Source organism: Mycobacterium tuberculosis H37Rv (assembly GCF_000195955.2).
In the GTDB taxonomy this organism is placed as follows: Bacteria; Actinomycetota; Actinomycetes; order Mycobacteriales; family Mycobacteriaceae; genus Mycobacterium; species Mycobacterium tuberculosis.
Window position 1 is genome coordinate 3,187,646 of sequence record NC_000962.3, and the last position, 24,153, is coordinate 3,211,798.

Sequence of the window (24,153 nt, forward strand, 5' to 3'; positions counted from 1 at the left end):
ACTGAGCATGTGCCAGAATGTTCGGGCAGTGGGAGTTCGACGTCAGTCCAACCGGAGGAATCGCCGTGGCAAGTACCGAGGTGGAGCACTTCGCCGGCTCGCAACATGAGGTCGACACCGCCGAGGTTCCATCTGCAGCGTGGGGGTGGAGCCGGATCGATCACCGCACCTGGCACATCGTCGGCCTGTGCATCTTCGGCTTCCTGCTGGCGATGCTGCGGGGCAACCACGTCGGCCACGTCGAGGACTGGTTCCTGATCACGTTTGCCGCAGTCGTGCTGTTCGTCTTGGCGCGCGACTTGTGGGGCCGACGACGCGGCTGGATCAGATAGCCAGCACACCGTTCGGTGTGCCCGACCCGGTCAGCGCCGCACCCGCCGAAACCAGGTACCGGCGAAGGCACCGACCACCAGCACAACCAGCAACACCGCCCAAGGCCATGCACCGTGCTGGTTAACCCAGCCAGCCAGGGCACCTTGCAGGCGGCCGGCCGCGGCAATCACCGCATCCTGGGGATTCGCCCCGACACCGGCAATCAGGCGCAGCTCGTAGAGACCGTAGTAACCCACGTACAGCCCGACCACCACCAGCAGCGCGCCACTGATCCGGTTGACGAACGGCAAGATTCGCCGTAGGCGGTCGGCCAGCGCCGAGCTCGCGGTCGCGGCCGCGACGGCAAGCACGCCGACAACGAGGGTCAGGCCCGCGACATAAGCCAGATAGATCGCTACGCTCCCGACGACCGAACCGCCCCGCAGGCCTGCCCCGGTAACCGCGAGAAACGGCCCGATGGTGCATGACAGCGAAGCAACCGCATAGCTGATGCCGTAGCCATACATGGAACCCAGCCGTACCGTTGGAGCCCAACGCACGCCGAGGGATCGGGGCGTCAACGCCGTCAGCCCTCGTCCCAACAGCAGCCACCCGCCGAGGGCGATGAGCGCCAGACCGATCAGCACCGTGGCATAGGGCAGGTATCGCTGCACCGCCGTGGCCGCGGAAATGGTCAGGGCTCCGAAGATGCCGAACACCGTCAAGAAGCCCAGCGCCATCCCGACCGTGGCGGCTGCCGCTCGGCCCACTGCGCTAAGCGGCCCCGTCCGGCCCGCCGAATCCTGCCCATACACCACCAACAGCAGGTAGGCCGGCAACATGGCAAACCCGCATGGGTTCAGCGCAGCCACCAACCCGGCGGCGAACGCCAAACCGATCAGCGCCTCGTTCACCGGGTCAGGACGTCAGCGCAGCCACCCGGCCGGACAGCTCGTCCTGAGACATGGCCGCGGTGGGGTTGTTGACGAACGTCGATGTGCCGTCCGCGCGATAGAACACAAATGCCGGTTGCCAAGGCACGTTGTAGCGGGCCCAGATCACACCATCGGCGTCATTGAGGTTGGTGAAATTCAGGTTGTACTTCGAGACAAAGCTCTGCATCGCCCCGACGTCGGCGCGGGTGGCGATTCCGACGAAGGTGACCGCCGGATTAGCGGCCGCTACCTGGCTGAGGCTGGGGGCTTCTGCGTTGCAGAACGGGCACCACGGCGTCCAGAACCACAACACCGCCGGCTTGCCTTGCAGGCTTGCGCCATCGAAGGGAGCACCGCTGAGCGTGGTTGCGGTGAACTGCAGACGTTCATCGGCTGCCACCGCTCGCGGTGTATTGGCCAGACCGAACATCAGGACAACCGCGATAGCAACGGCCACAATGCCGTCCGCAAACGCCTTGATCGGGGACACCAGGCGAAGACTCATGACAGACCTCACTTGTTCGTGTTTTGACCTAATGACGTAATACGCTCCGTGACGGTTCAGTACATCCCGGCGCCCCCTGCGCTCGCGGCCAGCTGTCCGCAGCGCTGGCTGATTCGCCTGCGCTCCAGCTACCCGCCTACGGCGGCCAGCTGTCCGCAGCGCTGGCTGATTCGCCTGCGCTCTAGCTACCCGCCTACGGCGGCCAGCTGTCCGCAGGCGGCGCTGATCTCCCGCCCACGGGTGTCTCGTACCGTGCAGGAAACTCCTTTCGCCCGAACCCGTTTGACGAATTCACGCTCAACCGGCTTGGGGCTGGCATCCCAATCACTGCCCGGAGTCGGGTTCAGCGGGATCAGGTTCACGTGCGCCAACGGCCCGAGAACACGATGCAGTCGCTTTCCCAGCAAGTCGGCCCGCCACGGTTGGTCGTTGACATCACGGATCAGCGCGTACTCAATAGACACCCGTCGCCCGGTCACATTGGCGTAGTACCGGGCCGCATCGAGCGCTTCGCTGATCCTCCACCGGTTGTTGACCGGAACTAGTGTATCGCGCAACCCGTCGTCGGGGGCGTGCAGCGACAGCGCCAGGGTCACGCCGAGCCGCGCGTCGGCAAGGTTGCGGATAGCAGGGGCCAGACCCACCGTCGACACCGTCACCGCGCGGGCCGAAATCCCGAAACCGGACGGCGGCCGCGCGGTAATGCGCTGAACTGCGGCCAACACCCTGGCGTAGTTGGCCAGCGGCTCCCCCCATACCCATGAACACCACATTCGACAACCGATCGCCGAAGTCGTCGCGCAACGCCGCGGCGCCGGCACGCACCTGCTCGAGGATCTCCGCCGTCGATAGGTTGCGAGTCAATCCGCCCTGGCCAGTGGCACAGAACGGGCAAGCCATGCCGCAGCCGGCCTGCGAGGAAATGCAGACCGTGTTGCGCCGCGGATAGCGCATCAGCACCGATTCGAACATGGTACCGTCGACGGCCCGCCACAACGTCTTTCGAGTCTGGCCGGCATCGCAGGTGATGTCGGCGGACGCGGTAAGCAAGTTCGGGAACATCGCTCCGGCGATCCGGTCGCGAACGGCCGCCGGAAGGTCGGTCATCTGACGCGGATCGGCGATCAGCCGACCGTAGTACTGGTGTGCAAGCTGCTTGGCCCGAAACGCCGGCAGCCCCAGCTCCGCGACGGCAGACGCTCGGCCCGCCGCGTCGAGATCGGCCAGGTGCCGCGGCGGCCGACCCGGACGCGGCTCATCGAACATCAACTCGGGGACCATGACCTGTCCAGTATCGCCGTTGTCAGGGCAGCAGTGTGAGGACTATCCAGGCCGCCACCGCGGAAGGCAGTATGCCGTCGAGCCGGTCCATCAGACCGCCGTGGCCGGGTAGCAGGCGGCCCATGTCTTTGATGCCGAGGTCACGTTTGACCTGCGACTCCACCAGGTCGCCCAGCGCGGTGGTGAGCACGAAAAGCACGCCGAGCAGTGCACCAATCCACGGCGTTTTGCCGACCAGGAAAGTCGCGGTGATGATCGTTGCGGTGATCCCGCACACCAGCGAACCGGCAAAGCCCTCCCACGACTTCTTCGGGCTGATCGTCGGAACCATCGGATGCTTGCCAAACAGCACCCCCACGGCGTAGCCGCCGACATCGGAAGCGATGACCGCGATCATCATGCAGAACACCCATCCCGAGCCATTTTCCGGGTAGACCAGCATTGCGCCGAAAGAGCAGAACAATGGGACCCACACGGCCAGGAAGACCGTGGCCGAGACGTCGGACAAGTAGTTTCCCGGCGACGGTGCACCGCCGGTCGTCGGGCGCGTCACGCTGTCCTGCATGAACAGTCGCCAAATCATGCAGACAACGACCATGCCACCAAAGCCCGCCAATGCGCCGACCGCGCCGAACGGCCAGGTCAGCCACACCGCGGCCTGCCCGCCAATCAGCAACGGGATAACCGGGATGAGATAGCCCGCTTCCCGCAACCTCCGCACCACCTCATGGGTAGCGACCAAGGTGGCGACGGCCACGATGGCAACCCAAACGCGCGGAACGAACACCAGCACCGCGATGAGGACTAGGCCTATGGAAAGGCCCACCACGATCGCTGCGCGCAAATCACGGCCGGCGCGGGACGTTTCGGTCGCCGGCTGCTGTTTAGCACCACGCGCCGGCTGCTCGGCGGGGTTTCCGGTGCCGGCATCGTTGGTTGTCACGGATTTTGTTGCTGAGCGGCCGCTAGACCTCCAGCAGCTCGCCTTCTTTGTGTTTAACCAGCTCATCAATTTGGGTGACGTATTGGTGCGTGGTCTTGTCGAGATCCTTTTCTGCGCGACCGACCTCATCCTCGCCGGCCTCGCCTTCCTTACGGATGCGATGGAGTTCCTCCATCGCTTTGCGACGGATATTACGCACCGAAACCTTGGCCTCCTCCCCCTTATGCTTTGCCTGTTTGACCAGCTCTCGCCGACGTTCTTCGGTGAGCTGCGGTACGGCCACGCGAATAAGGGCGCCGTCGTTGGTGGGATTCACTCCAAGGTCGGAGTTGCGAATTGCAGTCTCGATAGCGCGCAACTGATTGGCTTCATACGGCTTTATCACGACTAGCCGCGCCTCGGGGACATTGATGCTGGCCAGTTGCGTGATCGGGGTGGCCGCACCGTAGTAGTCGATGGTGATCCGAGAGAACATGCCAGGGTTGGCGCGGCCGGTACGGATAGTTGACAGGTCGTCACGTGCCACCGCCACAGCCTTCTCCATTTTCTCTTCGGCGTCGAAGAGAGCCTCATCAATCATCTGCGCCGCTCCTCCTCATCGCTGCGCTCTGCATCGTCGCCGGCGCCAACCATCTGCGCCGCTCCTCCTCATCGCTGCGCTCTGCATCGTCGCCGGCGCCAACCATCTGCGCCGCTCCTCCTCATCGCTGCGCTCTGCATCGTCGCCGGCGCGAAGCAGCGCGTAGTCCCCTTAGGTGGTGACCAGCGTTCCGATCTTCTCACCCCGAACAGCACGGGCGATATTGCCATCGGTCAGCAGGTTGAACACCAGGATCGGCATGCCATTGTCCATGCAAAGGCTGAACGCGGTGGCGTCGGCTACTCGCAGCCCGCGGTCGAGGACCTCACGATGACTGACGGCGGTGAGCAGTTCGGCCTCGGGGTTCACCCGCGGATCCTCAGCAAACACACCGTCGACCGCTTTGGCCATCAAGACCACGTCGGCACCGATCTCCAGCGCACGCTGCGCTGCGGTGGTATCCGTCGAAAAGTACGGCAGCCCCATGCCGGCACCGAAGATCACCACCCGTCCCTTCTCCAGGTGGCGGACGGCCCGCAACGGCAGGTACGGTTCGGCCACCTGGCCCATGGTGATCGCGGTCTGGACTCGGGTAACGATGCCTTCCTTCTCCAGGAAGTCTTGCAGTGCAAGGCTGTTCATGACAGTGCCGAGCATTCCCATATAGTCCGACCTGGTGCGCTCCATACCGAGCTGCTGCAGCTGTGCGCCCCGGAAAAAGTTGCCGCCGCCGATCACGACGGCGATCTGGACGCCGCCGCGCACCACATCGGCGATCTGGCGGGCCACCTGCGCGACGACATCGGGATCCAGCCCGACCTGGCCTCCGCCGAACATTTCCCCGCCGAGCTTGAGCAACACTCGCGAGTACCCGGACAGCTGAGCCGCCGACGCGGCGCCAGTGCTCGCAGGCTCCGGCTTCGAAGCCGGCGCGCCGGCGACATCGGGCTCTGTCATCTGACTCCTCGCACGACAGTGCCATCCCGGCACCACCAGGACGGCATCTCACATCCTGCCTCAATAGCCGCGCTCCGGCGTGGGCGGGGTGCGTTAGTCACGCAACAACGAGGGGCCGGCCGAGGCCAGGCCCGTCGACTATCTCAAGGTGTGAGCATCGCTCGAGCAACAAAGTTGGAATAGTTCTGTTCTGAACCGGGTACCCAGGGGTACCGGCAGACATCTCCGCGAGGGATGCCTACGGGCCCCACGACGGGGAAGTGGCACCCTCATGAAGTTTGGAGATATCTCTTGGAAGTTCTACTTCTTACCGATGAAGCCGATCTTGAATCGGCTCTGCCGGAGCTGGAGTCGTTCGCGCAGTCGGTGCAGCGCGCACCGCTGGACGACCCGGGCGCGGCCAAGGGTGCGGACGCCGATGTCGCGATCATTGACGCGCGCGCCGACTTGGCGGCCGCTCGCCGGGTGTGCCGCCGGCTGACGACTAGCGCACCAGCCCTTGCCGTGGTGGCTGTTGTTGCGCCGGCCAACTTTGTGGCAGTGGACGGCGATTGGATATTCGATGACGTGCTGTTGAACGCGGCCGGCGGGGCCGAGCTGCAGGCACGGTTGCGGTTGGCGATCACACGTCGACGGAGCACGCTAGCGGGCACACTGCAATTCGGGGACCTCGTCCTTCACCCAGCCAGCTACACCGCGTCGCTGGGCGACCGGGACCTGGGGCTGACGCTCACCGAATTCAAACTCATGAATTTCCTTGTGCAGCATGCCGGTCGGGCGTTCACCCGGACTCGGCTCATGCGTGAGGTGTGGGGCTATGAGTGCCATGGTCGCATTCGTACCGTCGATGTTCACGTACGACGACTGCGCGCAAAGCTCGGAGCCGAGCACGAATCGATGATCGACACCGTTCGCGGTGTGGGTTATATGGCGGTGACGCCACCGCAGCCGCGCTGGATCATCAGCGAATCGATACTAAACCGTTGCAAGTGAGTGATCTTTAGTGGTCACTTGACTTGCACCCCGTCTCGGGGTTGTTCGCCGGCCGGGTGGCCGGTTGCCTTCCGCGCTTCACGGCCACCCGCCGGGCCAGGCCCGGTCTTACGGTCGGCTCCACGCTTGACGGCGGCCCCAACTGGGCCGACGACGCTAGGTGGTTCCTCGTAGCGTGCGAGGTTGATCGCGGCGTTGTCGTCACGTTGGTGCGTGATCGAACAGCCGTCGCATTGCCATTTTTCGTCCCAGCCGATGTCTTGCACATGCCGGCAGGCATGGCAGGTTTTCGACGATGGGAACCAGCGGTCGGCGACCACCAGACTCGATCCGTACCAGCCTGTCTTGTAGGACAGGTGACGGCGCGGGGTTGCCAGGGCTGCATCAGACAGTGCGCGCCGTCTGGCGCGCGCCCCCGGCAGTCCCTTTTGCCGCAGCATTCCCGCCGCATCCAGACCTTCGACAACGATACGGCCGTGGGTTTTGGCCAATCGTGTTGTCAGCACGTGCAGGTGGTGGGTACGGACATCGTTGACCCGACGGTGCAGCCGGGACAGTTCGGTGGTGCGCTCACAGTAGCGGCGTGAGCCTTTCGTGCAGCGTGAGCGTGCGCGGCTGACGCGGCGCAACCCGCGCAACGCAGCATCAAGCGGGCGAGGATTCGGCACTTGTTCAAGCACCGTGCCCTCAGCGTCTGCAACAGTGGCCAAACGCCGCACACCAACGTCGACACCCACCCGTGAATCAGGAAGCGCCACACGCCGCTGTTGGGGGCGTTGGACGAGCACCCGCACGCTCGCATCCAGGCGGGTGCCGTTGCGGCGCACGGTGATCGCCAGCACCCGCGCCCGACCTTTGGCGATGAGCCGCTCAACCCGGCGGGTGTTCTCGTACGTACGGATGGTGCCGATCACCGGCAAGGTGAGGTGGCGGCGGTCGGGCTCCACACGCATCGCACCGGTCGTGAAGCACACGCGATCGGCGTCGCGTCCCTTCTTCTTAAACCGGGGAACGCCTACTGTTTTGCCAGCCCGTTTCCCGGCACGGCAGCTCTGCCAGTTCCAATACGCATCGACCGCGCCCGCGATGCCATCGGCATAGGCCTCTTTCGAGCATTCCGGCCACCACACCTGCCCGGTCTGCGCGTTGACACACACCTGGTCTTTGACCGTGTTCCACCGTTTGCGCAACACCCGCAGCGACGGCTTCGCCGACTCGGTGCCATCCGCGCGCCACGCCTTGATGTCGGCTTTAAGCGCCGTGACGGTCCAGTTGAATGCCTTACGGCGAGCACCAAAATGGCGCGCCAAGCTGGCAGCTTGCGTCTGGGTCGGGTTCAGCGTGAACCGAAACGCCTGCACACACCACCCCTCAGGCACCTTTAAGCGCGCCATCACCTAGCCTCGTGTCCCCCGGCGCGTGCCGCCGCGGCCACGGCACGCGCAGCACGGTTGCCAGCAGCGCGTTTGCCGTAGAGCCGCGCACATATCGACGTCAAGATCTCGGTGATATCGCCCACAACGTCGTCATCGACATCGGCCGAATCGACCACAACCAGCTCACGGCCGTCAGCGGCCAGTACCGCCTGTACACACTCAAAGCCGAACCGCCCCAACCGGTCCCGACGTTTCATCACAATCCGCCTCACCGTCGGATCACCCAGCAGCGTAAGGAACGTGCGGCGGCGCCCGTACAGCGCCGACCCGACTTCAGTAACGACCTTGCCGACGGGTATCTGTTCCGCCGTGGCCCACGCGGTCACGCCTACCACTTGCCGATCCAGATCCACCTTCTGATCAGCCGACGACAACCGCGCACACACCGCCGTCCGCCCCCACCGCCCCGGCTGCCCGGCTGGCTCGTCGACAAGAATCACTCGCCCAACCCTGCGGGCGGGAACCGGCAACCGCCCGACACGCAACCAGCGATACGCAATAACCCGCGCCACACCGTTGCCCTCAGCCCACACCACCAGATTCATACTTCCGTTCCTACAACACACCACCGACAACCAACGACCACCCAAACGCAACAGCTGACAGCCCCTTCCGGGCATCGGCAGCACCGGCCGAAGACTCCACAGCGCGTTAATGCGCCCAGGTGTTTGCAACGGCGGTGTCGAAGGCTGCCGAGAACACGCCCACTGCGGCAATGCGATGTAGGCTTCACGCCCGTGGCTATGGTTCCCGCTCAAACGACCGGCGGCACTGCCCACAAGCGCCGGGAGCGCATAGGAACGATTTACCGTTCGGCCCGGCACATGTGTCAGTATCCTTGACATGGGTCTAGCCGATGACGCCCCGCTGGGCTATCTGCTCTACCGGGTGGGAGCCGTACTGCGGCCAGAGGTTTCCGCTGCGCTCAGTCCACTCGGCCTGACGCTGCCTGAGTTCGTCTGCCTGAGAATGCTTTCGCAGTCACCGGGACTATCCAGCGCCGAATTGGCCCGGCACGCAAGCGTCACACCGCAGGCGATGAACACGGTGTTGCGCAAGCTGGAAGATGCCGGTGCGGTGGCCCGGCCCGCATCGGTGTCTTCCGGGCGTTCGCTACCGGCTACATTGACCGCTCGAGGCCGAGCCCTGGCGAAGCGCGCCGAGGCCGTCGTACGCGCCGCCGATGCCCGCGTCCTGGCCAGGCTGACCGCGCCTCAGCAACGCGAGTTCAAACGAATGCTGGAGAAGCTCGGGTCCGACTAGATCCGGACGCGGGCTACTCGGCGATATTTGGGGCGTGGATCCGGGCCCAGGGCCGGGCCTCTTCGAGTTCGTAAGCCAGCTCCAGCAGCAGCGCCTCGCGCCCGGTATCAGCCGAGAGCATCATGCCCACGGGCATGCCGTCCGCGGATTGAGCCAACGGTAGCGAAATCGCCGGCACCCCCGTGACGTTCTGCACTGGCGTGAACACGACCCAGCTGCTCAGCCGGTCGAGCACCGTCTGATAGTCGGTAGGCGCAAGGTATCCGACCTGCGGAGTGGCCTCCGCGACCGTTGGCGTGAGCAAGACGTCGTAGGTACCGAAGAACCGCACGCTGCGCCGCCGTAGCATGCGCAGACGCATGATCGCCAACGGCAGCCGGTGCAGGTTGCGGCCGGTATGGCGGGCCAGCCCCAAAGTCAGTTCGTCCAGCCGGGTAGGGTCGAACGTCCTGCCGAATGTGCGCCGGCCGCTGCGCACTTGCGCCAGGGCCAAGAACCCCCAATAGAGCACGAAATCGTCCACGAAACTGGCCGGTGCCGGTGGGTGGTCGACGTGTTCTACCCGGTGACCTAGTTCCTCGAGCAGCCCTGCCAACTTCAGCGTCAGCTGCCGCACTTCGGGGCTGGCCTCGCGCAGAACCGAGCGGGTTACTACGGCAATCCTCAGCCGCTGCTTAACGGGGCTTGTGACGTCCCCGACCGGCGGCAGCTGGTGGTTACGCCAAAGGCGCTCGGCCTCGCGGTAGAAGGCTGCGGTGTCGCGTACCGTGCGGGTCAGGACGCCATTGGCGACGATGCCCACCGGCAACCTGCGATACTCCGGCTCCAGCGGCAACCGGCCGCGCGACGGCTTGAGCCCGACCAACCCGTTGCAGGCGGCCGGAATACGGATCGAGCCGCCGCCGTCGTTGGCGTGCGCGATCGGCACCACGCCGGCTGCCACCAAGGCGCCCGATCCCGATGAGGAGGCACCCGCTGTGTAGTCGGTATTCCACGGATTACGGACCGGTCCCAGCCGAGGGTGTTCGGCCACGGCGCTGAAGCCGAATTCCGACAACTGCGTCTTGCCCAGGGACACCAGCCCGGTGCCCAGCACCACCCGGGTTATCTCGCTGTCGGCGACGGCCGCGTATGGTTCCCACGCGTCGGTGCCATGCATCGACGGCTGTCCGGCAACGTCGACGTTGTCCTTGATGAAGGTCGGCACTCCACTGAAGAACGCTTCCTGGCCCGTACCCATCGCGGCCGCGTCTCGCGCCACGTCGAAAGCCGCATACGCCAACGCGTTCAGTGCCGGGTTAACGGCTTCGGCGCGGGCGATGGCGGCCTCGACGACGTCTGCCCGACCCACTCGACCTGATCGGATGGCGTCGGCGAGGGCGACCGCGTCGAGGTCACCAAGGGCATCGTCAACGAAAGCGTGTACGCGCGACATACCCGGCTAAGCCTGGCCCACCTCGAAGCGGACGAACCGTGTCACCGTCACGCCGGCCACGTCGAGCAGGGCCTTGACGGTCTTCTTATTGTCGGACACCGACGCCTGCTCAAGCAGCACCGCATCCTTGAAGAAGCCGTTCAGCCGGCCCTCGACAATCTTGGGCAGCGCCTGCTCCGGCTTGCCCTCGGCCCTTGCCGTCTCCTCGGCGATGCGGCGTTCGCTGGCCACGATGTCTTCAGGCACGTCGTCGCGGGACAGGTACCGCGCCCGCAGCGCGGCGATTTGCAACGCAACGGCGTGCGCGGCGGCCGCGTCGTCGCCGCGGTACTCGACCAGTACACCCACCGCTGGCGGCAGGTCAGCGGAACGTCGATGCAGGTAGGCTTCCACGGTCCCGTCGAAAATCGCCACACGACGCAGCTCGAGCTTCTCGCCGATCTTGGCCGACAGCTCGGCGATCGCCTGCTCGACGGTCTTGTCGCCGATGCTGGCACCCTTGAGCGCGTCGACGTCGGCGGGCTTAGCTGCTGCCGCCGCCGCGACCACTTGGTCGGCCAGCGTTTGGAACTCCGCGTTCTTGGCAACAAAGTCAGTCTCGCAGTTGAGCTCGATCAGCGCGCCGTCCTTGGCCGCCACCAAGCCCTCGGCCGTAGCCCGCTCGGCACGCTTGCCGACATCCTTAGCGCCCTTGATCCGCAGCGCCTCGACGGCCTTGTCGAAGTCCCCGTCGGTTTCGGCCAGCGCGTTCTTACAGGCGAGCATGCCGGCGCCGGTCAGCTCCCTCAGCCGCTTGACGTCAGCGGCAGTGAAGTTCGCCATATCAGCCTTTCCTAGGATGCATCTGTGGTTGGTTCGGTTGCGCCTGCGGGGGCGTCGGTGAGGGCAGTTGTTGACGCGGTTGCTGATGGCGTTGCCGAAGCTGTCGCCGAGGCCAGCAGCTCTTGCTCCCATTCGGCCAGCGGCTCGGCGGCTTCGGCCTCCGGCTTGCCGTCGGCGCGCCCCAGTCCGGCACGGGCCTGCAGGCCCTCGGCGACCGCGGAAGCGATCACCCTAGTCAGCAGCGCGGCCGAGCGGATCGCGTCGTCGTTGCCTGGGATTGGGTAGTCGACCTCGTCGGGGTCGCAGTTCGTGTCAAGGATCGCGATGACCGGGATGCCCAGTTTGCGGGCCTCACCGACGGCAATGTGCTCTTTGTTCGTGTCGACGACCCAGATCGCCGACGGCACCTTGGCCATGTCGCGGATGCCGCCGAGGCTGCGCTCGAGCTTGTTCTTCTCGCGGGTCAATCCCAAGATTTCCTTCTTGGTGCGGCCCTCGAAGCCACCGGTCTGCTCCATCGCCTCAAGCTCCTTGAGGCGTTGCAGCCGCTTATGCACGGTGGAGAAGTTGGTGAGCATGCCTCCCAGCCAGCGCTGGTTCACATACGGCATGCCGACCCGGGTGGCTTCGGCGGCCACCGACTCCTGCGCCTGCTTCTTTGTGCCGACGAAGAGCACCGACCCACCGTGAGCGACGGTCTCTTTCACGAACTCGTACGCCTTATCGATGAAGGTCAACGTCTGCTGCAGGTCGATGATGTAGATGCCGTTGCGGTCGGTGAAGATGAAACGCTTCATCTTGGGATTCCAGCGACGGGTCTGATGCCCGAAGTGGGTGCCGCTGTCAAGCAGCTGCTTCATGGTGACTACGGCCATACCTATGCCTTACTCATGTGTCGGTTGTTCGCCCGGCATCGGCTGAAGCCGGGCCCTGGCGTCTGCCGCGATGCCGGACCCGGGAGGAAATCCCCGAAGGGAACCGCCGCGGGACCGCCCCGGCATGCTGTTGCGGATCCCGGAAAGGCGGGCCGCGGTGCAGACACGCGAAGTCAGCCCGCCGATGCGAGCTGCGCCGAGTAGTTTACACCGACCCAGCTGGTGATTTTCCCGGCAGCGGAATCCACAGCGACGACATTGTCCACAAAACGGGCGGCGGCGATTGGCCAAATCGCCCGCGCGGCGCTGCACTGCAAAGGTACGGAGGGTTCTGAGCCGCAGCGTACTGATCCTTTGCTGGTCGCTGCTTGGTGCGGCGCCGGCCCATGCCGACGACTCCCGGCTGGGCTGGCCGCTGCGGCCGCCGCCGGCGGTAGTCCGGCAGTTCGACGCCGCATCGCCCAATTGGAATCCGGGGCACCGCGGTGTCGACCTGGCCGGGCGCCCCGGTCAGCCGGTTTACGCGGCCGGCAGCGCGACGGTCGTATTCGCCGGGCTGCTCGCGGGACGGCCGGTGGTTTCACTGGCCCACCCGGGTGGGCTACGCACCAGCTACGAGCCGGTAGTCGCCCAGGTCCGGGTCGGTCAGCCGGTGTCGGCGCCCACCGTGATCGGCGCGCTGGCGGCCGGGCACCCCGGGTGCCAGGCCGCCGCCTGTCTGCACTGGGGGGCGATGTGGGGCCCGGCTTCGGGCGCCAACTATGTCGATCCGCTGGGCCTGCTGAAGTCCACACCGATACGGCTCAAGCCGCTATCCAGCGAAGGGCGGACGCTGCATTACCGCCAAGCGGAACCCGTATTTGTGAACGAAGCCGCCGCCGGTGCTCTGGCCGGCGCTGGCCATCGGAAATCCCCGAAGCAGGGCGTTTTCCGCGGTGCCGCGCAGGGCGGTGACATCGTCGCCCGGCAACCGCCAGGCCGCTGGGTTTGCCCATCGAGCGCGGGCGGCCCAATCGGGTGGCACCGACAATGAACCAGCCGAGCTCCCCTTCCCCAAAGCGGCCGATACCGATCCGCCAATGCTTTCTCGGTCTAGTGCCCAGTACCAGTACGGCTGGGGCGTCTGAACCCCGCCAACAGCACCGCCGCCTGCCACACTTGGGCTCGCCCGCGGGCCGGCGAAGATGGTTGGACCCCAGCTGTCAAGCACCGAGGATCCCGAGTCACCGGCGCCGCCCGGGGTGCCCGGGATCGCTTGCTGGGCGAGCGAAGCCTCGAATTGCAGTAGCCCTTCGTCGAAGTAGCTGATGCCCAGCAACCGAACGATCGTCATCCTGTTGTCAGGCGTGAGACCGAGAAGATTCTCCGCGAGCCATTGCTGCAATGCCGAGTACCACGGGATCAGTGACGTCGACGAGAGTTGCTGCAACAGTTGGGGCACCGCGGCGGTGGTGGCCAGCGGTGGGACCGTCGACGATACCGTCGCCGCCGCCTGGCCGGCCAGCGCGGCAGGGCTGGTAGTCACTGGCGCCGCGGTGAACGGGGTCAACTCCGTGGCGATTGCCGCGGAGCCCGCATAGGCGTACATGGCGGCAGCGTCTTGGGCCCACATCTCGGCGTATTGGGCCTCGGTGGCCGCGATCGCCGGGGTGTTCTGCCCGAAAAAGTTGGTCGCGACCAGCGCCACCAACAGCGCGCGGTTGGCAACGACCACCGGCGGGGGCACCGTCATCGCAAACGCCAGCTCATAGGCTGCCGCGGCCGCTCTGGCCTGCATGCCCGCCTGTTCAGCCTGACCGGCGGTGGCGCTGAGCCACGCCACATAAGGCGTGACCGCGGCCACCATCGACGCCGCTGCGGGCCCCGCCCAGTACGCACCGGTCAGCTCCGAGATAGCCAACCGGTAGCCGCCGGCGGCCAAGCCCAATTCAGCCGCCAAACTATCCCAGGCCGCCGCGGCGGCCATCATGGGCCCCGATCCCGGACCTGCGTACATTCGACCGGAGTTGATCTCGGGCGGCAACACCCCAAAGTCCAACGCCCATCCCTCCCTAGCCGGCCGGGATCACGGCGTGGTTACGCGCCCCACCCGAATAGGCAGTGGTACGTGATGCGGTCACGAACTGGTCTTGAATCGCCAGCCTCAGGTCGCTGATCGCTGACAGCGGCCCCGGTCGTCGAACAAGCCAGTCCATCCTGTGCCCTCATCCCTGATAGCTGGATTTTGGCGGCTTGACATCGGCCGCACCAGCGTTTCTGGGTAAGTGCTTACAAACGAGACGCATTTGCTGTGACCGGAGCCGAATGTTTGATTCCCGGCCAGCTACCGTTCACCTGAAGGAAGTCGGCGCGTTACCCACAGCTCGATATTCGGGGTCCTGCCGGCCCGAACCGCCACCGCACAATCGATGCCGGCTTCGCGGCTACCGTCGACTCCATGACCGTTGCCAGCACCGCTCACCATACACGTCGGCTACGTTTCGGGTTGGCGGCACCGTTGCCCCGCGCGGGCACCCAGATGCGCGCCTTCGCGCAGGCTGTCGAGGCCGCCGGGTTCGACGTGCTGGCCTTCCCGGACCACCTGGTGCCTTCGGTTTCGCCGTTCGCAGGCGCGACCGCCGCGGCGATGGCCACGCAACGACTGCACACCGGCACATTGGTGCTCAACAACGACTTTCGCCATCCCGTGGACACCGCTCGAGAGGCGGCCGGTGTGGCAACCCTCGCCGAAGGCCGCTTCGAACTGGGACTGGGCGCCGGACACCGGAGGTCCGAATACGACGCCGCCGGCATTACCTTCGATTCCGGGGCAACACGGGTGGCGCGGCTCATCGAATCGGCGCACCTGATCCGTGCGCTGCTGGACGCGGAGCCCGTCGACTTCGACGGGCAGCATTACCGGGTGCACGCCGAAGCGGGCTCACTGGTGGCACCGCCGAAGGTCCGGGTCCCCCTGCTAGTGGGCGGCAACGGGACCGAGGTGCTGCGGCTGGGCGGACGCATCGCCGACATTGTCGGCCTGGCCGGGATCAGCCACAACCGCGACGCCACCCAGGTCCGGTTCACCCACTTCGACGCCGACGGCCTGGCCGACCGGATCGCCGTGGTACGTCACGCGGCCGGCGATCGCTTCGAAGCCATTGAGCTCAACGCGCTGATCCAGGCGGTGGTCTGCACCAACGACCGAAACGCGGCGGCCGCCGAACTGGCCGCCACCTTGGGCGGGATCACGCCCGAGCAGGTCCTCGAGTCGCCGTTTCTGCTGCTCGGTACCCACGAGCAGATGGCCGAGGCTCTCGCCGCGCGGCAGCGGCGGTTCGGTGTCAGCTATTGGACGGTGTTCGACGAGTGGGCTGGCCGCGCGTCGGCAATGCGCGACATCGCCGAGGTCATCGCGCTCCTGCGCTACGGCTAGGCCCGCGGATGGGCCCGCTCGTGCACCGCCCGCAACCGGGCGACCGCGACGTGGGTGTACAGCTGCGTGGTCGCCAGGCTGGAATGACCGAGCAGCTCCTGGACCACCCGCAGGTCGGCGCCACCTTCCAGCAGGTGGGTCGCCGCGCTGTGCCGCAGCCCGTGCGGCCCCATATCGGGTGCGCCGTCCACCGCGGCCACGGTCTGGTGCACCGCAGTGCGTGCTTGCCGCACGTCAAGGCGCCGGCCCCGGGCACCCAGCAGCAGCGCGTGCCCGGACTCCGCGGTGACCAGCGCGCGACGGCCGTCGACCAGCCAGGCGTGCAGCGCATCGGCGGCTGGCTGCCCGAACGGGACGGTGCGCTGCTTGTTGCCCTTGCCGAGCACCCGAACCAACCGATGGCCGGTGTCGATGTCGTCGACGTCCAGGCCGCACAGCTCGCTGACCCGGATACCGGTGGCGTACAACAGCTCGACGATCAACCGGTCCCGCAGCGCTAGCGGATCACCTTGCTCTGCACCAGATTCGGCAGCCGCCATGGCGCGCAGCGCCTGATCCTGACGCAGCACCGCCGGCAAGGTGCGACGGGCCTTCGGCACCTGTAGCCGGGCCGCAGGATCACCGGCCAGTAGCCCGCGCCGCACCGCCCAGGCGGTGAATGCCTTAACCGCCGAAGTGCGCCGCGCCAGCGTCGTGCGGGCGGCGCCCGCTCCCGCCGTCGCGGCCAGCCAAGACCGCAGGACCGAAAGGGTTAGTGCGTCCAGACTCGATCCGCGATCGGCGAGAAACGCGAAGAGCGATCTTAGATCGCCCAGGTAGGCACGACGGGTGTGCACCGACCGACCGCATTGCAGGGCAAGGTATTCGTCGAACTCGTCAAGGATCGCCTGCACTCCCCCACAGTCGCAGGCATGACGTCTCGAGCCCGAGTCGACGCGCCGCACCGTGTCCGGGGTGAGATCTTTCGGCCTGGGATAGCCGACCTAGTGAGTCCCGGCCTCCGCCTCAGCCAGTTCTTTCTTCCATTTGCGGAACATCTCCTCGGTGCGTCCGCGCCGCCAGTAACCGGAGATCGACGACGCCCATTTGGCATCCACACCGCGCTCGTTGCGAACGTATGGCCGCAAGTTATGCATGACGGCTTGCGCCTCACCGTGAATAAAGACGTGGACCTGTCCCGGCAGCCACGCGGTGGTGGTGACCGCCTCGATCAGCGGCGCGTGATCACCGGCGCGGTCCTCGGGAACCAGATCGGCGCGCCCGCCGCGATAGACCCAGTTCACCTCGACGGCATCCGGCGCGGTCAGGCCGATCTCGTCGTCCGGGCCGGCAACTTCGATGAATGCCCTACCGATTGCGTCGGGGGGCAACGCTTCCAGCGCGGCGGCGATGGCGGGGATCGCCGATTCGTCACCCGCCAGCAAATGCCAGTCGGCGGCTGGGTCGGGGGCGTACGCGCCGCCGGGGCCCATCAGGTAGATCGGTTGCCCACGCTGGGCCCCAGCCGCCCACGGACCGGCTACCCCGTGCTCACCGTGCAGCACGATGTCCACGGCGATCTCGCGGGCCGCGGCGTCGACATGACGAACGGTCATGGTGCGCACCGGCGGCCGCTTCGCGGTGGGCAGGTCGGCGAAGCTGTCCAGGGTCAGCGGCCGGGGCAACCGCCCGACATCGACATCGTCGTCGACGAACACCAGCTTGATGTAAGAGTCGGTGAAGTCGCTGGGGACGAATGTGTCGAAGCCGCTGCCGCCGAGCACTACCCGGACCATGTGCGGCGCGAGGTGTCGGGTAGCGACAACCTCAAAGGCGTGCAATGGTCGACCCGCCACATGTCCTCCTGTCCAGACCCGACCCGCGTCGACTATACGAGCCGGGCCGCTGCACCCTTGGCCGCGGCCTGACCGGCACCGGCGCGCAATATTCGCCACCGCCCGTCGCGACACTCGGCCAACCCGGCGACCTCGAGGATTGCCAGCGGACCTAGCACCTGCGCGGGCAGCAGCCCGGAGCCGACAGCGATCTCATCAATGGTAGCGGCGCCGCGGCCCGGCAGGGCCTCGTACACTTGGCGTTCGGCTTCGCTTAGCACGTCGAGCGCTGCGCCGGGCCGCGGTTCATCACCGGCCAACTCACCGATGTGACCGACGAACTCGACGATATCGTCGGCCCGGGTGACCAACTCCGCGCCATGGCGAAGCAGCGTATGACAGCCCGCCGATGCCGAGGATGTCACCGGGCCGGGCACCGCTGCCACCACCCGGCCCAATGCCCGCGCCCAGGCAGCGGTGTTGGCGGCGCCGCTGCGCAGGCCCGCTTCCACCACTACCGCCGCCCTCGCGACCGCGGCCACCAACCGGTTGCGGGTTAGGAACCGGTGCCGGGCCGGACGGACACCGGGCGGGTATTCGGTGAACAGCACCCCATGTTGGGCAATGCGATGTAGCAACGCCGAATGGCCCGCCGGATACGGGATGTCAAATCCGCCGGCCAGTACGGCCACGGTGATGCCCTCGGAATCCAGCGCCGCGCGGTGAGCCGCACCGTCGATCCCGTAGGCGCCACCGGAGACGACCGCGACGTCGCGCTCTGCCAACCCGGCGGCCAGATCGGCCGCGACATGCTCGCCGTAGGCCGTCGCAGCCCGGGTTCCAACGACGGCGGCCGCACGTGGTGCCACTTCGTCCAGGCGCGCGGGGCCCAGGGCCCACAACACCAGCGGCGAGTGGCCGCACGGCCTTGCCCGGGCTCCGGCGCCACTGAAAGCGGCGAACGCCAGCACCGGCCACTCGTCGTCGTCGGGAGTGATCAGACGCCCACCGCGGCGCATGAGTAGCTCGAGATCGTCTGCGGCCCGGTCTATTTCGCGTCGGGCACCGGTGTGCTGCGCCAGCTCGTTACCGACCTGCCCGCGGCGCACCCGGTCGGCGGCCTCCACGGGGCCCACACATCGCACCAGCGCGGCCAGCTGGGCGCACGGCGGTTCGGCCACCCGGGACAGATAGGCCCACGCCCGCGCCGTCGGATCGATCATCGTCGTGCTCCGGTTTGCCGGAAGCTCAGGGCGGCGGCGACCTCGTCGATGCCTGGCGATGTGCGACCGGCCAAGTCGGCCAAACTCCAGGCCACCCGCAAGGTGCGATCCACACCGCGGATGCTGAGTAGCCCGCGGTCCAGCGCGGTGCGCAACGGGAGCATCGCGGCGCTGCTGGGCCGAAACTTGCGGCGCAACAGCGGCCCGCTGACTTCGGCGTTGGTCCGGAACCCATGTGGCCGCCATCGTTGCGCGGCCGCCTCCCGGGCCAGCGCCACCCGCTGGCGAACCTGCGACGTCGACTCGCCGTCCGCGGCCGAGAACGCCCCGGCCCGAAGCCGATGCATCTGCACCCGTAGGTCCACCCGATCCAGCAACGGCCCAGACAGTTTGCCCAGATACCGTCGTTTGGTAGCCGCCGCACAGATGCAATCCTGTGGATCGGCGGGCGCGCACGGGCACGGGTTGGCGGCTAGCACGAGCTGAAACCGTGCCGGGTAGCACGCCACCCCGTCACGGCGCGCTAGGCGGATTTCACCGTCCTCCAACGGTGTTCGCAATGCTTCCAGCGCGCTAAGGCTGATCTCGGCGCACTCGTCCAGGAACAACACCCCGCGATGCGCCCTGCTGACCGCCCCTGGGCGAGCCATCCCCGATCCCCCGCCGACAAGCGCCGCAACGCTGGAACTGTGGTGCGGCGCCACGAACGGCGGCCGGGTAATCAACGGTGTGTCCCCCGACAGCAGGCCAGCCACCGAGTGGATCGCGGTCACCTCCAACGACTCGCTGCCCGACAGCGACGGCAACAGCCCCGGAAGACGTTGCGCCAGCATTGTTTTGCCGACACCCGGTGGACCAGTCAGCATGAGGTGATGCGCCCCGGCGGCGGCCACCTCGACGGCGAACCGTGCTTGGGACTGGCCCACCACATCGGCGAGGTCCGCCGCAGACTCGGGGGTGGTGTCGGCCGTGGTGATCCGCCCGGCCAAGCCGGTGGACCCGCGTAGCCAGCTCTGCAACTGCCCCAGCGTGCGAACACCCCGGACGTCGATTCCGTCCACCAGGCTGGCCTCGGGCAGGTTGTCGGCCGGAACGACGACGGCCGGCCAACCGTCACGTTTGGCTGCCAGCACGGCGGGCAACACCCCACGCACCGGACGCACCCGTCCGTCCAGCGACAATTCACCCAGCAGCAGCGTGTTCTCCAGACGTTCCCACGGCTTCTTTTGTTGCGCCGACAACACCGCCGCGGCCAGGGCGATGTCGTAGACCGAGCCCATTTTCGGCAGCGTCGCCGGCGACAGCGCGAGCGTGAGCCTGGCCATCGGCCAGCTGTTTCCGCAATTGGTGACCGCCGCGCGGACCCGGTCGCGGGACTCCTGCAATGCAGCATCGGGCAGACCCACCAGATGCACACCCGGCAACCCTGAGGTGATGTCGGCTTCGATTTCCACGATCTCGCCGTCCAGCCCCCGCACCGCGACCGAGAACGCACGCCCCAGCGCCATCAGCCGATCCCCTGCAGGTGGGTGAGCTCTGGGGTGCGGCCTGAATTCTTGGGGCCGACTCGCACGCCGATCACATCGATGCGCACCGCAGCCCAGCGCTCTTCCTGGTCGGCCAGCCACAGCCCGGCCAGGCGACGCAGGCGGCGAACCTTGCGCTCGGTCACCGCGTGCGCGAGCCCCCCATAACCGTCGCCGGTGCGGGTCTTGACCTCGACGAACACCACCGTGCGGGTGGCAGCGTCGCAGGCGATCACGTCCAGCTCGCCGTAGCGGCAACGCCAGTTGCGGTTCAAGATCCGCAACCCCATGCTGGTCAGGTAGTCCACCGCTAGGGCCTCGCCCATCGCTCCCAGCTGAACCCGAGTCATCGTCTTCAGGGTTGTCATGCGGCCAACCTGCACGCTGGCCCCGACATCACCTGCCACGAATCGCGTCTCACCGATGCCGCGACGACCAGTTATCCCCAGTCGCGGCCCTGTCCACAGCCCCAGTACTGCGCGGGATCACGACACCGCGTCCTTGTCATCATCGTCTCCGTCACATAGCAACTTCTCGGGTCCCGGCTACTCGCAACGCACCGCAGGCGGCACACGCCGATCCAGCAACATCATGTTCGGCGCCGGAAGAGTCCCGTTAGGTGATTCGGTCCGCTCTGGTGTAGACGTTCATCGAGTCCCCCCGCAGGAAAGCCACCAGCGTGATCCCGGACGCGTCGGCCAACGAAACCGCCAGCGACGACGGCGCGGATACCGCGGCCAGCACCGGAATCCCAGCCATCAGCGCCTTTTGGGTCAACTCGAACGACGCCCGCCCGCTGACCAACAACACCGAGGCGCCAAGCGGTATTCGGTCACGCTCGAAAGCCCAGCCGATGACCTTGTCGACCGCATTGTGCCGGCCGATATCCTCACGCACGGCAAGCATGGCGCCGTCCACCCCGAATAGTGCCGCAGCGTGCAGCCCACCGGTTCTCGCGAAAACCTTTTGCGCGCGCCGAAGTTGGTCCGGCATCGCCTTGAGAGTGTCGGCGGCGACGGTAGCGGGATCGCCGCCCGGTGCGAATCGGCTGACCTGGCTCACCGCCTGAAGCGACGCCTTACCACAGACTCCGCACGACGAGGTGGTGTAGAAGGTGCGGGTGACATCGACATCGGGCGGCTTGACGCCGGGCGCCAGAGCCACATCCAAAACGTTGTACGTGCTGGCCCCTGTGGCATTGCCCTCGACGCGCCTGCCACAGTAGCTAACGGTCAGCACGTCTTCGCGGTGCGCAACCACCCCTTCGGCAAGCAGAAAGCCTTGCACCAGTTCGAAATCCGATCCTGGCGTGCGCATGGTCACGGTAACCGGCGTCCCATTGACGCGGATCTCCAGCGGCTCCTCGACGGCCAAGGTTTCCGGCCGGGTGATCACCTGATCGGCGCTGAGATGCCTGACCCGCCGATGCGCCGTTGCGTACCCCACTAGGCCGTTGGCTCCAATCGCACGATGATCGCCTTCGACACCGGGGTGTTCGATTGGGCCGCGGTATGGTCGAGCGGAACCAGCGGATTGGTCTCCGGGTAGTAGGCCGCAGCATTGCCGACCGGCGTCGAATATGCCACCACCAGAAAGTCTTTTGCCCGCCGTTCTTGCAGACCGCCTTGGCCGTCGGTCCACTCCGACACCAGGTCGACACGGTCACCCGCCGTCAAACCGAACGTTTCGATGTCGGCCGGGTTGATGAACACCACCCGGCGTCCGCCCTTCACGCCGCGATATCGGTCGTCGAGCCCGTAGATCGTGGTGTTGTACTGGTCATGGCTGCGTAGGGTCTGTAGCACCAGCCGGCCGGGCGGCACCGGCACCCACTGCAACGGATTGACCGCGAAGTTAGCTTTGCCTGTGCTGGTACGGAATTCGCGCGCATCGCGCGGCGGGTGCGGCAATTGGAATCCGTCGGGCACACGCACCTTGTGGTTGTAGTCGTCACAGCCGGGCACCACCGCGGCGATGGCGTCACGGATGGTGTCGTAGTCATCTGCGAACCGTTCCCATGGCACCGGATGTCCGGGGCCGAACAAGGCGCGGGCCAGCTGGCAGATGATCTGCACCTCGCTGCGCACCTGATCGCTGGGCGGGTGCAGGCTACCACGCGACAGATGCACCATCGACATCGAATCCTCAACCGACACCAATTGTTTGCGACCATTGCGGGTATCGCGATCGGTCCGACCCAGCGTCGGCAGGATCAGCGCGGTGGCGCCGTGGACAAGGTGGCTGCGGTTGAGCTTGGTCGAGACTTGCACAGTCAGCGCGCACCTGCGCAAGGCCGCCTCGGTGACGGCGGTGTCGGGGGTGGCCGACGCGAAGTTTCCGCCCATGCCCATGAAGACGCTGACCCGACCGTCGCGCATGGCCCGGATTGCGGCCACGGTGTCAAAGCCGTGCGCTCGGGGGCTGGTAATGCCGAACTCACGATCCAGCGCCGCCAGGAACTGCTCGGGCATCTTCTCCCAGATCCCCATCGTGCGGTCCCCTTGTACGTTGGAATGCCCGCGCACCGGGCACACCCCCGCGCCGGGTTTGCCGATCATGCCCCGCAGCAGCAGCACGTTGGTGACCTCACCGATGGTGGCCACGGCGTGGGCGTGTTGGGTCAAGCCCATAGCCCAGCAGATGACCGTGCGCTGCGACGCCATCAACATCGCGGCGACCCGCTGAAGTTGCGCGAGTTCGATGCCGGTGGCGTCCATCACGGTGTCCAAGCCGACCTGCAGAGTCCGGCGGCGGTACCCGTCGAATCCGGCACAATGGTTGTCGACGAACGACCGGTCGACAACGCTGCCGGGGACCCTCTCCTCGGCCTCCAACAACAACCTGCCTAACCCGGCGAACAATGCCATGTCCCCGCCGAGGCGGATCTGCACGAACTCGTCGGCGATCGGGATACCATGTCCCACAACCCCGTTCACCTTCTGCGGATCTTTGAACCGAATCAACCCGGCCTCGGGCAGCGGGTTCACGGCGATGATCTTGGCGCCGTTGGCCTTCGCTTTCCCCAGCACCGACAGCATGCGGGGATGATTGGTACCGGGGTTTTGTCCGGCGATCACGATCAGGTCGGCGTGCTCGACGTCACCGATGGTCACCGAGCCTTTTCCGATTCCGATCGAGTCGGTCAGCGCCGCACCCGAGGACTCGTGGCACATGTTGGAGCAGTCGGGCAGGTTGTTGGTGCCGAAAGAGCGCACGAGCAGCTGGTAACAGAACGCCGCTTCGTTGCTGGTGCGCCCCGATGTGTAGAACACGGCCCGGTCGGGACTGTCCAACCCGTTGAGCTGCTCGGCGATCAGCTGATAAGCGGCATCCCAGCTGATGGGCCGGTAGTGGTCATCACCGGGGCGCAAGACCATCGGGTGGGCGAGCCGGCCTTGCTGGGACAGCCAATATTCGGGCTTCGCGGACAGCTCCGCCACCGAGTGCCGAGCGAAGAACTCCGCAGTGACGGTACGCTTGGTGGCCTCTTCGGCGACTGCCTTGGCGCCGTTCTCGCAGAACTCGGCCAGCTTGCGTCCGCCGGGCTCCTCCGGCCACGCGCAGCCTGGGCAGTCGAAGCCGTTACGCTGATTCAACCGAGCCAGCGCCGCCGCGGTGCGCAGCGCGCCCATCTGCTGCATCCCCCGCTGCAGCGATACCATCACCGCCCGCACGCCCGCGGCCTCGCGTTTGCGCGGCGCCACCGTTACCGCCTGCTCGTCATAGTCGGCGAGGACGTCGCGAGACGCCGCCGACCGCTGCCACCTCACCGCCTCAACGTACATCCACGACCGACCGACTGCCGCACACAGCCGATTGACGTGTGACGGCGCTTGGG

23 protein-coding genes and 4 other annotated features are annotated in these 24,153 nt (G+C 66.5%); of the genes, 5 read left to right on the forward strand and 18 right to left on the reverse strand.

All coding sequences use genetic code 11. The annotated features are described in order from the left end of the window. Nucleotides 1-17 precede the first annotated feature (17 nt). Entirely contained in the window at nt 18-332 is a 315-nt protein-coding gene (locus Rv2876) for a transmembrane protein (RefSeq protein NP_217392.1), read from the forward strand. Nucleotides 333-362: 30 nt separating this feature from the next. Here Rv2876 and Rv2877c read toward each other — a convergent pair whose 3' ends face one another. The 5 genes from Rv2877c to pyrH all read right to left on the reverse strand — a co-directional run bounded on the left by Rv2877c (nt 363) and on the right by pyrH (nt 5,513). Next, nucleotides 363-1,226, reverse strand: coding sequence for an integral membrane protein (locus Rv2877c; protein ID YP_177912.1), 864 nt, complete (start codon nt 1,224-1,226; stop codon nt 363-365). A 4-nt stretch (nt 1,227-1,230) separates the two neighbouring features. Beyond that, nucleotides 1,231-1,752, reverse strand: a complete 522-nt coding sequence (mpt53, locus tag Rv2878c) for a soluble secreted antigen Mpt53 (protein ID NP_217394.1) — start codon at nt 1,750-1,752, stop codon at nt 1,231-1,233. Between the two features lie 1,303 nt (nt 1,753-3,055). Continuing rightward, nucleotides 3,056-3,976, reverse strand: coding sequence for a phosphatidate cytidylyltransferase (gene cdsA, locus Rv2881c; RefSeq protein NP_217397.1), 921 nt, complete (start codon nt 3,974-3,976; stop codon nt 3,056-3,058). A gap of 22 nt (nt 3,977-3,998) precedes the next feature. Beyond that, nucleotides 3,999-4,556 carry a ribosome recycling factor gene (gene frr, locus Rv2882c; RefSeq protein NP_217398.1) on the reverse strand — a complete coding sequence of 186 codons (558 nt, stop codon included), beginning with the start codon at nt 4,554-4,556 and terminating at the stop codon, nt 3,999-4,001. Continuing rightward, nucleotides 4,557-4,609 (reverse strand) — a repeat region (53 bp Mycobacterial Interspersed Repetitive Unit,Class II). Beyond that, nucleotides 4,610-4,662: a repeat region (53 bp Mycobacterial Interspersed Repetitive Unit,Class II), on the reverse strand. Next, nucleotides 4,663-4,715: a repeat region (53 bp Mycobacterial Interspersed Repetitive Unit,Class II), on the reverse strand. 12 nt (nt 4,716-4,727) lie between these two features. Continuing rightward, complete coding sequence (gene pyrH / locus Rv2883c) at nt 4,728-5,513, reverse strand: uridylate kinase (RefSeq protein ID NP_217399.1); 786 nt, start codon at nt 5,511-5,513, stop codon at nt 4,728-4,730. Nucleotides 5,514-5,747: 234 nt separating this feature from the next. Between pyrH and Rv2884 the strand changes: the two genes are divergently transcribed. Further along, nucleotides 5,748-6,506, forward strand: coding sequence for a transcriptional regulator (locus tag Rv2884; RefSeq protein NP_217400.1), 759 nt, complete (start codon nt 5,748-5,750; stop codon nt 6,504-6,506). A gap of 14 nt (nt 6,507-6,520) precedes the next feature. Here Rv2884 and Rv2885c read toward each other — a convergent pair whose 3' ends face one another. Then, nucleotides 6,521-7,903: a transposase gene (locus Rv2885c; RefSeq protein ID NP_217401.1), complete on the reverse strand. Its 1,383-nt coding sequence runs from the start codon at nt 7,901-7,903 to the stop codon at nt 6,521-6,523. After that, nucleotides 6,521-8,787 (reverse strand) — a mobile genetic element (IS1539, len: 2267 nt. Insertion sequence IS1539.). It overlaps the preceding gene by 1,383 nt. Next, nucleotides 7,900-8,787: a resolvase gene (locus Rv2886c; RefSeq protein NP_217402.1), complete on the reverse strand. Its 888-nt coding sequence runs from the start codon at nt 8,785-8,787 to the stop codon at nt 7,900-7,902. (Overlaps the previous feature by 888 nt.) Before Rv2886c ends, Rv2885c begins: the two co-directional genes overlap by 4 nt. Between Rv2886c and Rv2887 the strand changes: the two genes are divergently transcribed. Next, nucleotides 8,786-9,205, forward strand: coding sequence for an HTH-type transcriptional regulator (locus tag Rv2887; protein NP_217403.1), 420 nt, complete (start codon nt 8,786-8,788; stop codon nt 9,203-9,205). The two genes, Rv2886c and Rv2887, sit on opposite strands and share 2 nt — an antisense overlap. A gap of 13 nt (nt 9,206-9,218) precedes the next feature. Here the strand turns inward: Rv2887 and amiC are convergent, their stop codons facing one another. From amiC to rpsB, 3 genes are read right to left on the reverse strand one after another with little or no spacing between them, the layout of a single operon-like run. After that, complete coding sequence (gene amiC / locus Rv2888c) at nt 9,219-10,640, reverse strand: amidase AmiC (RefSeq protein ID NP_217404.1); 1,422 nt, start codon at nt 10,638-10,640, stop codon at nt 9,219-9,221. Between the two features lie 6 nt (nt 10,641-10,646). Then, nucleotides 10,647-11,462, reverse strand: a complete 816-nt coding sequence (tsf, locus tag Rv2889c) for an elongation factor EF-Ts (protein ID NP_217405.1) — start codon at nt 11,460-11,462, stop codon at nt 10,647-10,649. Between the two features lie 11 nt (nt 11,463-11,473). Next, nucleotides 11,474-12,337, reverse strand: coding sequence for a 30S ribosomal protein S2 (gene rpsB, locus Rv2890c; RefSeq protein ID NP_217406.1), 864 nt, complete (start codon nt 12,335-12,337; stop codon nt 11,474-11,476). Between the two features lie 283 nt (nt 12,338-12,620). On the opposite strand from rpsB, the gene Rv2891 reads away from it, so the two are divergent. Next, entirely contained in the window at nt 12,621-13,370 is a 750-nt protein-coding gene (locus tag Rv2891; protein ID NP_217407.1) for a hypothetical protein, read from the forward strand. Here Rv2891 and PPE45 read toward each other — a convergent pair. Continuing rightward, complete coding sequence (PPE45, locus tag Rv2892c) at nt 13,149-14,375, reverse strand: PPE family protein PPE45 (protein ID YP_177913.1); 1,227 nt, start codon at nt 14,373-14,375, stop codon at nt 13,149-13,151. The two genes, Rv2891 and PPE45, sit on opposite strands and share 222 nt — an antisense overlap. Before the next feature lie 399 nt (nt 14,376-14,774). Between PPE45 and Rv2893 the strand changes: the two genes are divergently transcribed. Then, nucleotides 14,775-15,752, forward strand: coding sequence for an oxidoreductase (locus tag Rv2893; protein ID NP_217409.1), 978 nt, complete (start codon nt 14,775-14,777; stop codon nt 15,750-15,752). Here Rv2893 and xerC read toward each other — a convergent pair. The 7 genes from xerC to fdhF form a co-directional block, all read right to left on the reverse strand. After that, nucleotides 15,749-16,645: a tyrosine recombinase XerC gene (gene xerC, locus Rv2894c; RefSeq protein ID NP_217410.1), complete on the reverse strand. Its 897-nt coding sequence runs from the start codon at nt 16,643-16,645 to the stop codon at nt 15,749-15,751. The two genes, Rv2893 and xerC, sit on opposite strands and share 4 nt — an antisense overlap. A gap of 90 nt (nt 16,646-16,735) precedes the next feature. Then, nucleotides 16,736-17,587: a mycobactin utilization protein ViuB gene (viuB, locus tag Rv2895c; RefSeq protein NP_217411.1), complete on the reverse strand. Its 852-nt coding sequence runs from the start codon at nt 17,585-17,587 to the stop codon at nt 16,736-16,738. 32 nt (nt 17,588-17,619) lie between these two features. Further along, nucleotides 17,620-18,789: a hypothetical protein gene (locus tag Rv2896c; protein NP_217412.2), complete on the reverse strand. Its 1,170-nt coding sequence runs from the start codon at nt 18,787-18,789 to the stop codon at nt 17,620-17,622. Beyond that, nucleotides 18,786-20,297: a hypothetical protein gene (locus tag Rv2897c; RefSeq protein ID NP_217413.1), complete on the reverse strand. Its 1,512-nt coding sequence runs from the start codon at nt 20,295-20,297 to the stop codon at nt 18,786-18,788. The genes Rv2896c and Rv2897c overlap by 4 nt, the downstream gene beginning before the upstream one ends. Continuing rightward, entirely contained in the window at nt 20,297-20,683 is a 387-nt protein-coding gene (locus tag Rv2898c) for a hypothetical protein (protein NP_217414.1), read from the reverse strand. Before Rv2898c ends, Rv2897c begins: the two co-directional genes overlap by 1 nt. Nucleotides 20,684-20,930: 247 nt before the next feature. Further along, nucleotides 20,931-21,761 carry a formate dehydrogenase accessory protein FdhD gene (gene fdhD / locus Rv2899c; RefSeq protein ID NP_217415.1) on the reverse strand — a complete coding sequence of 277 codons (831 nt, stop codon included), beginning with the start codon at nt 21,759-21,761 and terminating at the stop codon, nt 20,931-20,933. Continuing rightward, nucleotides 21,761-24,100 (reverse strand): formate dehydrogenase subunit alpha FdhF, encoded by a 2,340-nt coding sequence (fdhF, locus tag Rv2900c; protein NP_217416.1) that lies wholly within the window; start codon nt 24,098-24,100, stop codon nt 21,761-21,763. Before fdhF ends, fdhD begins: the two co-directional genes overlap by 1 nt. Between the last annotated feature and the right edge of the window lie 53 nt (nt 24,101-24,153).

Bases quoted from the DNA above. Each gene is read 5' to 3' on its own strand.
- Rv2886c (NP_217402.1), bottom strand. From the start codon at position 8,787: ATGTCAAGGATACTGACACATGTGCCGGGCCGAACGGTAAATCGTTCC.
- fdhF (NP_217416.1), bottom strand. From the start codon at position 24,100: ATGTACGTTGAGGCGGTGAGGTGGCAGCGGTCGGCGGCGTCTCGCGAC.
- Rv2876 (NP_217392.1), top strand. From the start codon at position 18: ATGTTCGGGCAGTGGGAGTTCGACGTCAGTCCAACCGGAGGAATCGCC.
- rpsB (NP_217406.1), bottom strand. From the start codon at position 12,337: ATGGCCGTAGTCACCATGAAGCAGCTGCTTGACAGCGGCACCCACTTC.
- Rv2898c (NP_217414.1), bottom strand. From the start codon at position 20,683: ATGACAACCCTGAAGACGATGACTCGGGTTCAGCTGGGAGCGATGGGC.
- amiC (NP_217404.1), bottom strand. From the start codon at position 10,640: ATGTCGCGCGTACACGCTTTCGTTGACGATGCCCTTGGTGACCTCGAC.
- Rv2884 (NP_217400.1), top strand. From the start codon at position 5,748: ATGCCTACGGGCCCCACGACGGGGAAGTGGCACCCTCATGAAGTTTGG.
- pyrH (NP_217399.1), bottom strand. From the start codon at position 5,513: ATGACAGAGCCCGATGTCGCCGGCGCGCCGGCTTCGAAGCCGGAGCCT.
- Rv2887 (NP_217403.1), top strand. From the start codon at position 8,786: ATGGGTCTAGCCGATGACGCCCCGCTGGGCTATCTGCTCTACCGGGTG.
- Rv2896c (NP_217412.2), bottom strand. From the start codon at position 18,789: ATGATCGATCCGACGGCGCGGGCGTGGGCCTATCTGTCCCGGGTGGCC.
- Rv2897c (NP_217413.1), bottom strand. From the start codon at position 20,297: ATGGCGCTGGGGCGTGCGTTCTCGGTCGCGGTGCGGGGGCTGGACGGC.
- Rv2893 (NP_217409.1), top strand. From the start codon at position 14,775: ATGACCGTTGCCAGCACCGCTCACCATACACGTCGGCTACGTTTCGGG.
- tsf (NP_217405.1), bottom strand. From the start codon at position 11,462: ATGGCGAACTTCACTGCCGCTGACGTCAAGCGGCTGAGGGAGCTGACC.
- mpt53 (NP_217394.1), bottom strand. From the start codon at position 1,752: ATGAGTCTTCGCCTGGTGTCCCCGATCAAGGCGTTTGCGGACGGCATT.
- frr (NP_217398.1), bottom strand. From the start codon at position 4,556: ATGATTGATGAGGCTCTCTTCGACGCCGAAGAGAAAATGGAGAAGGCT.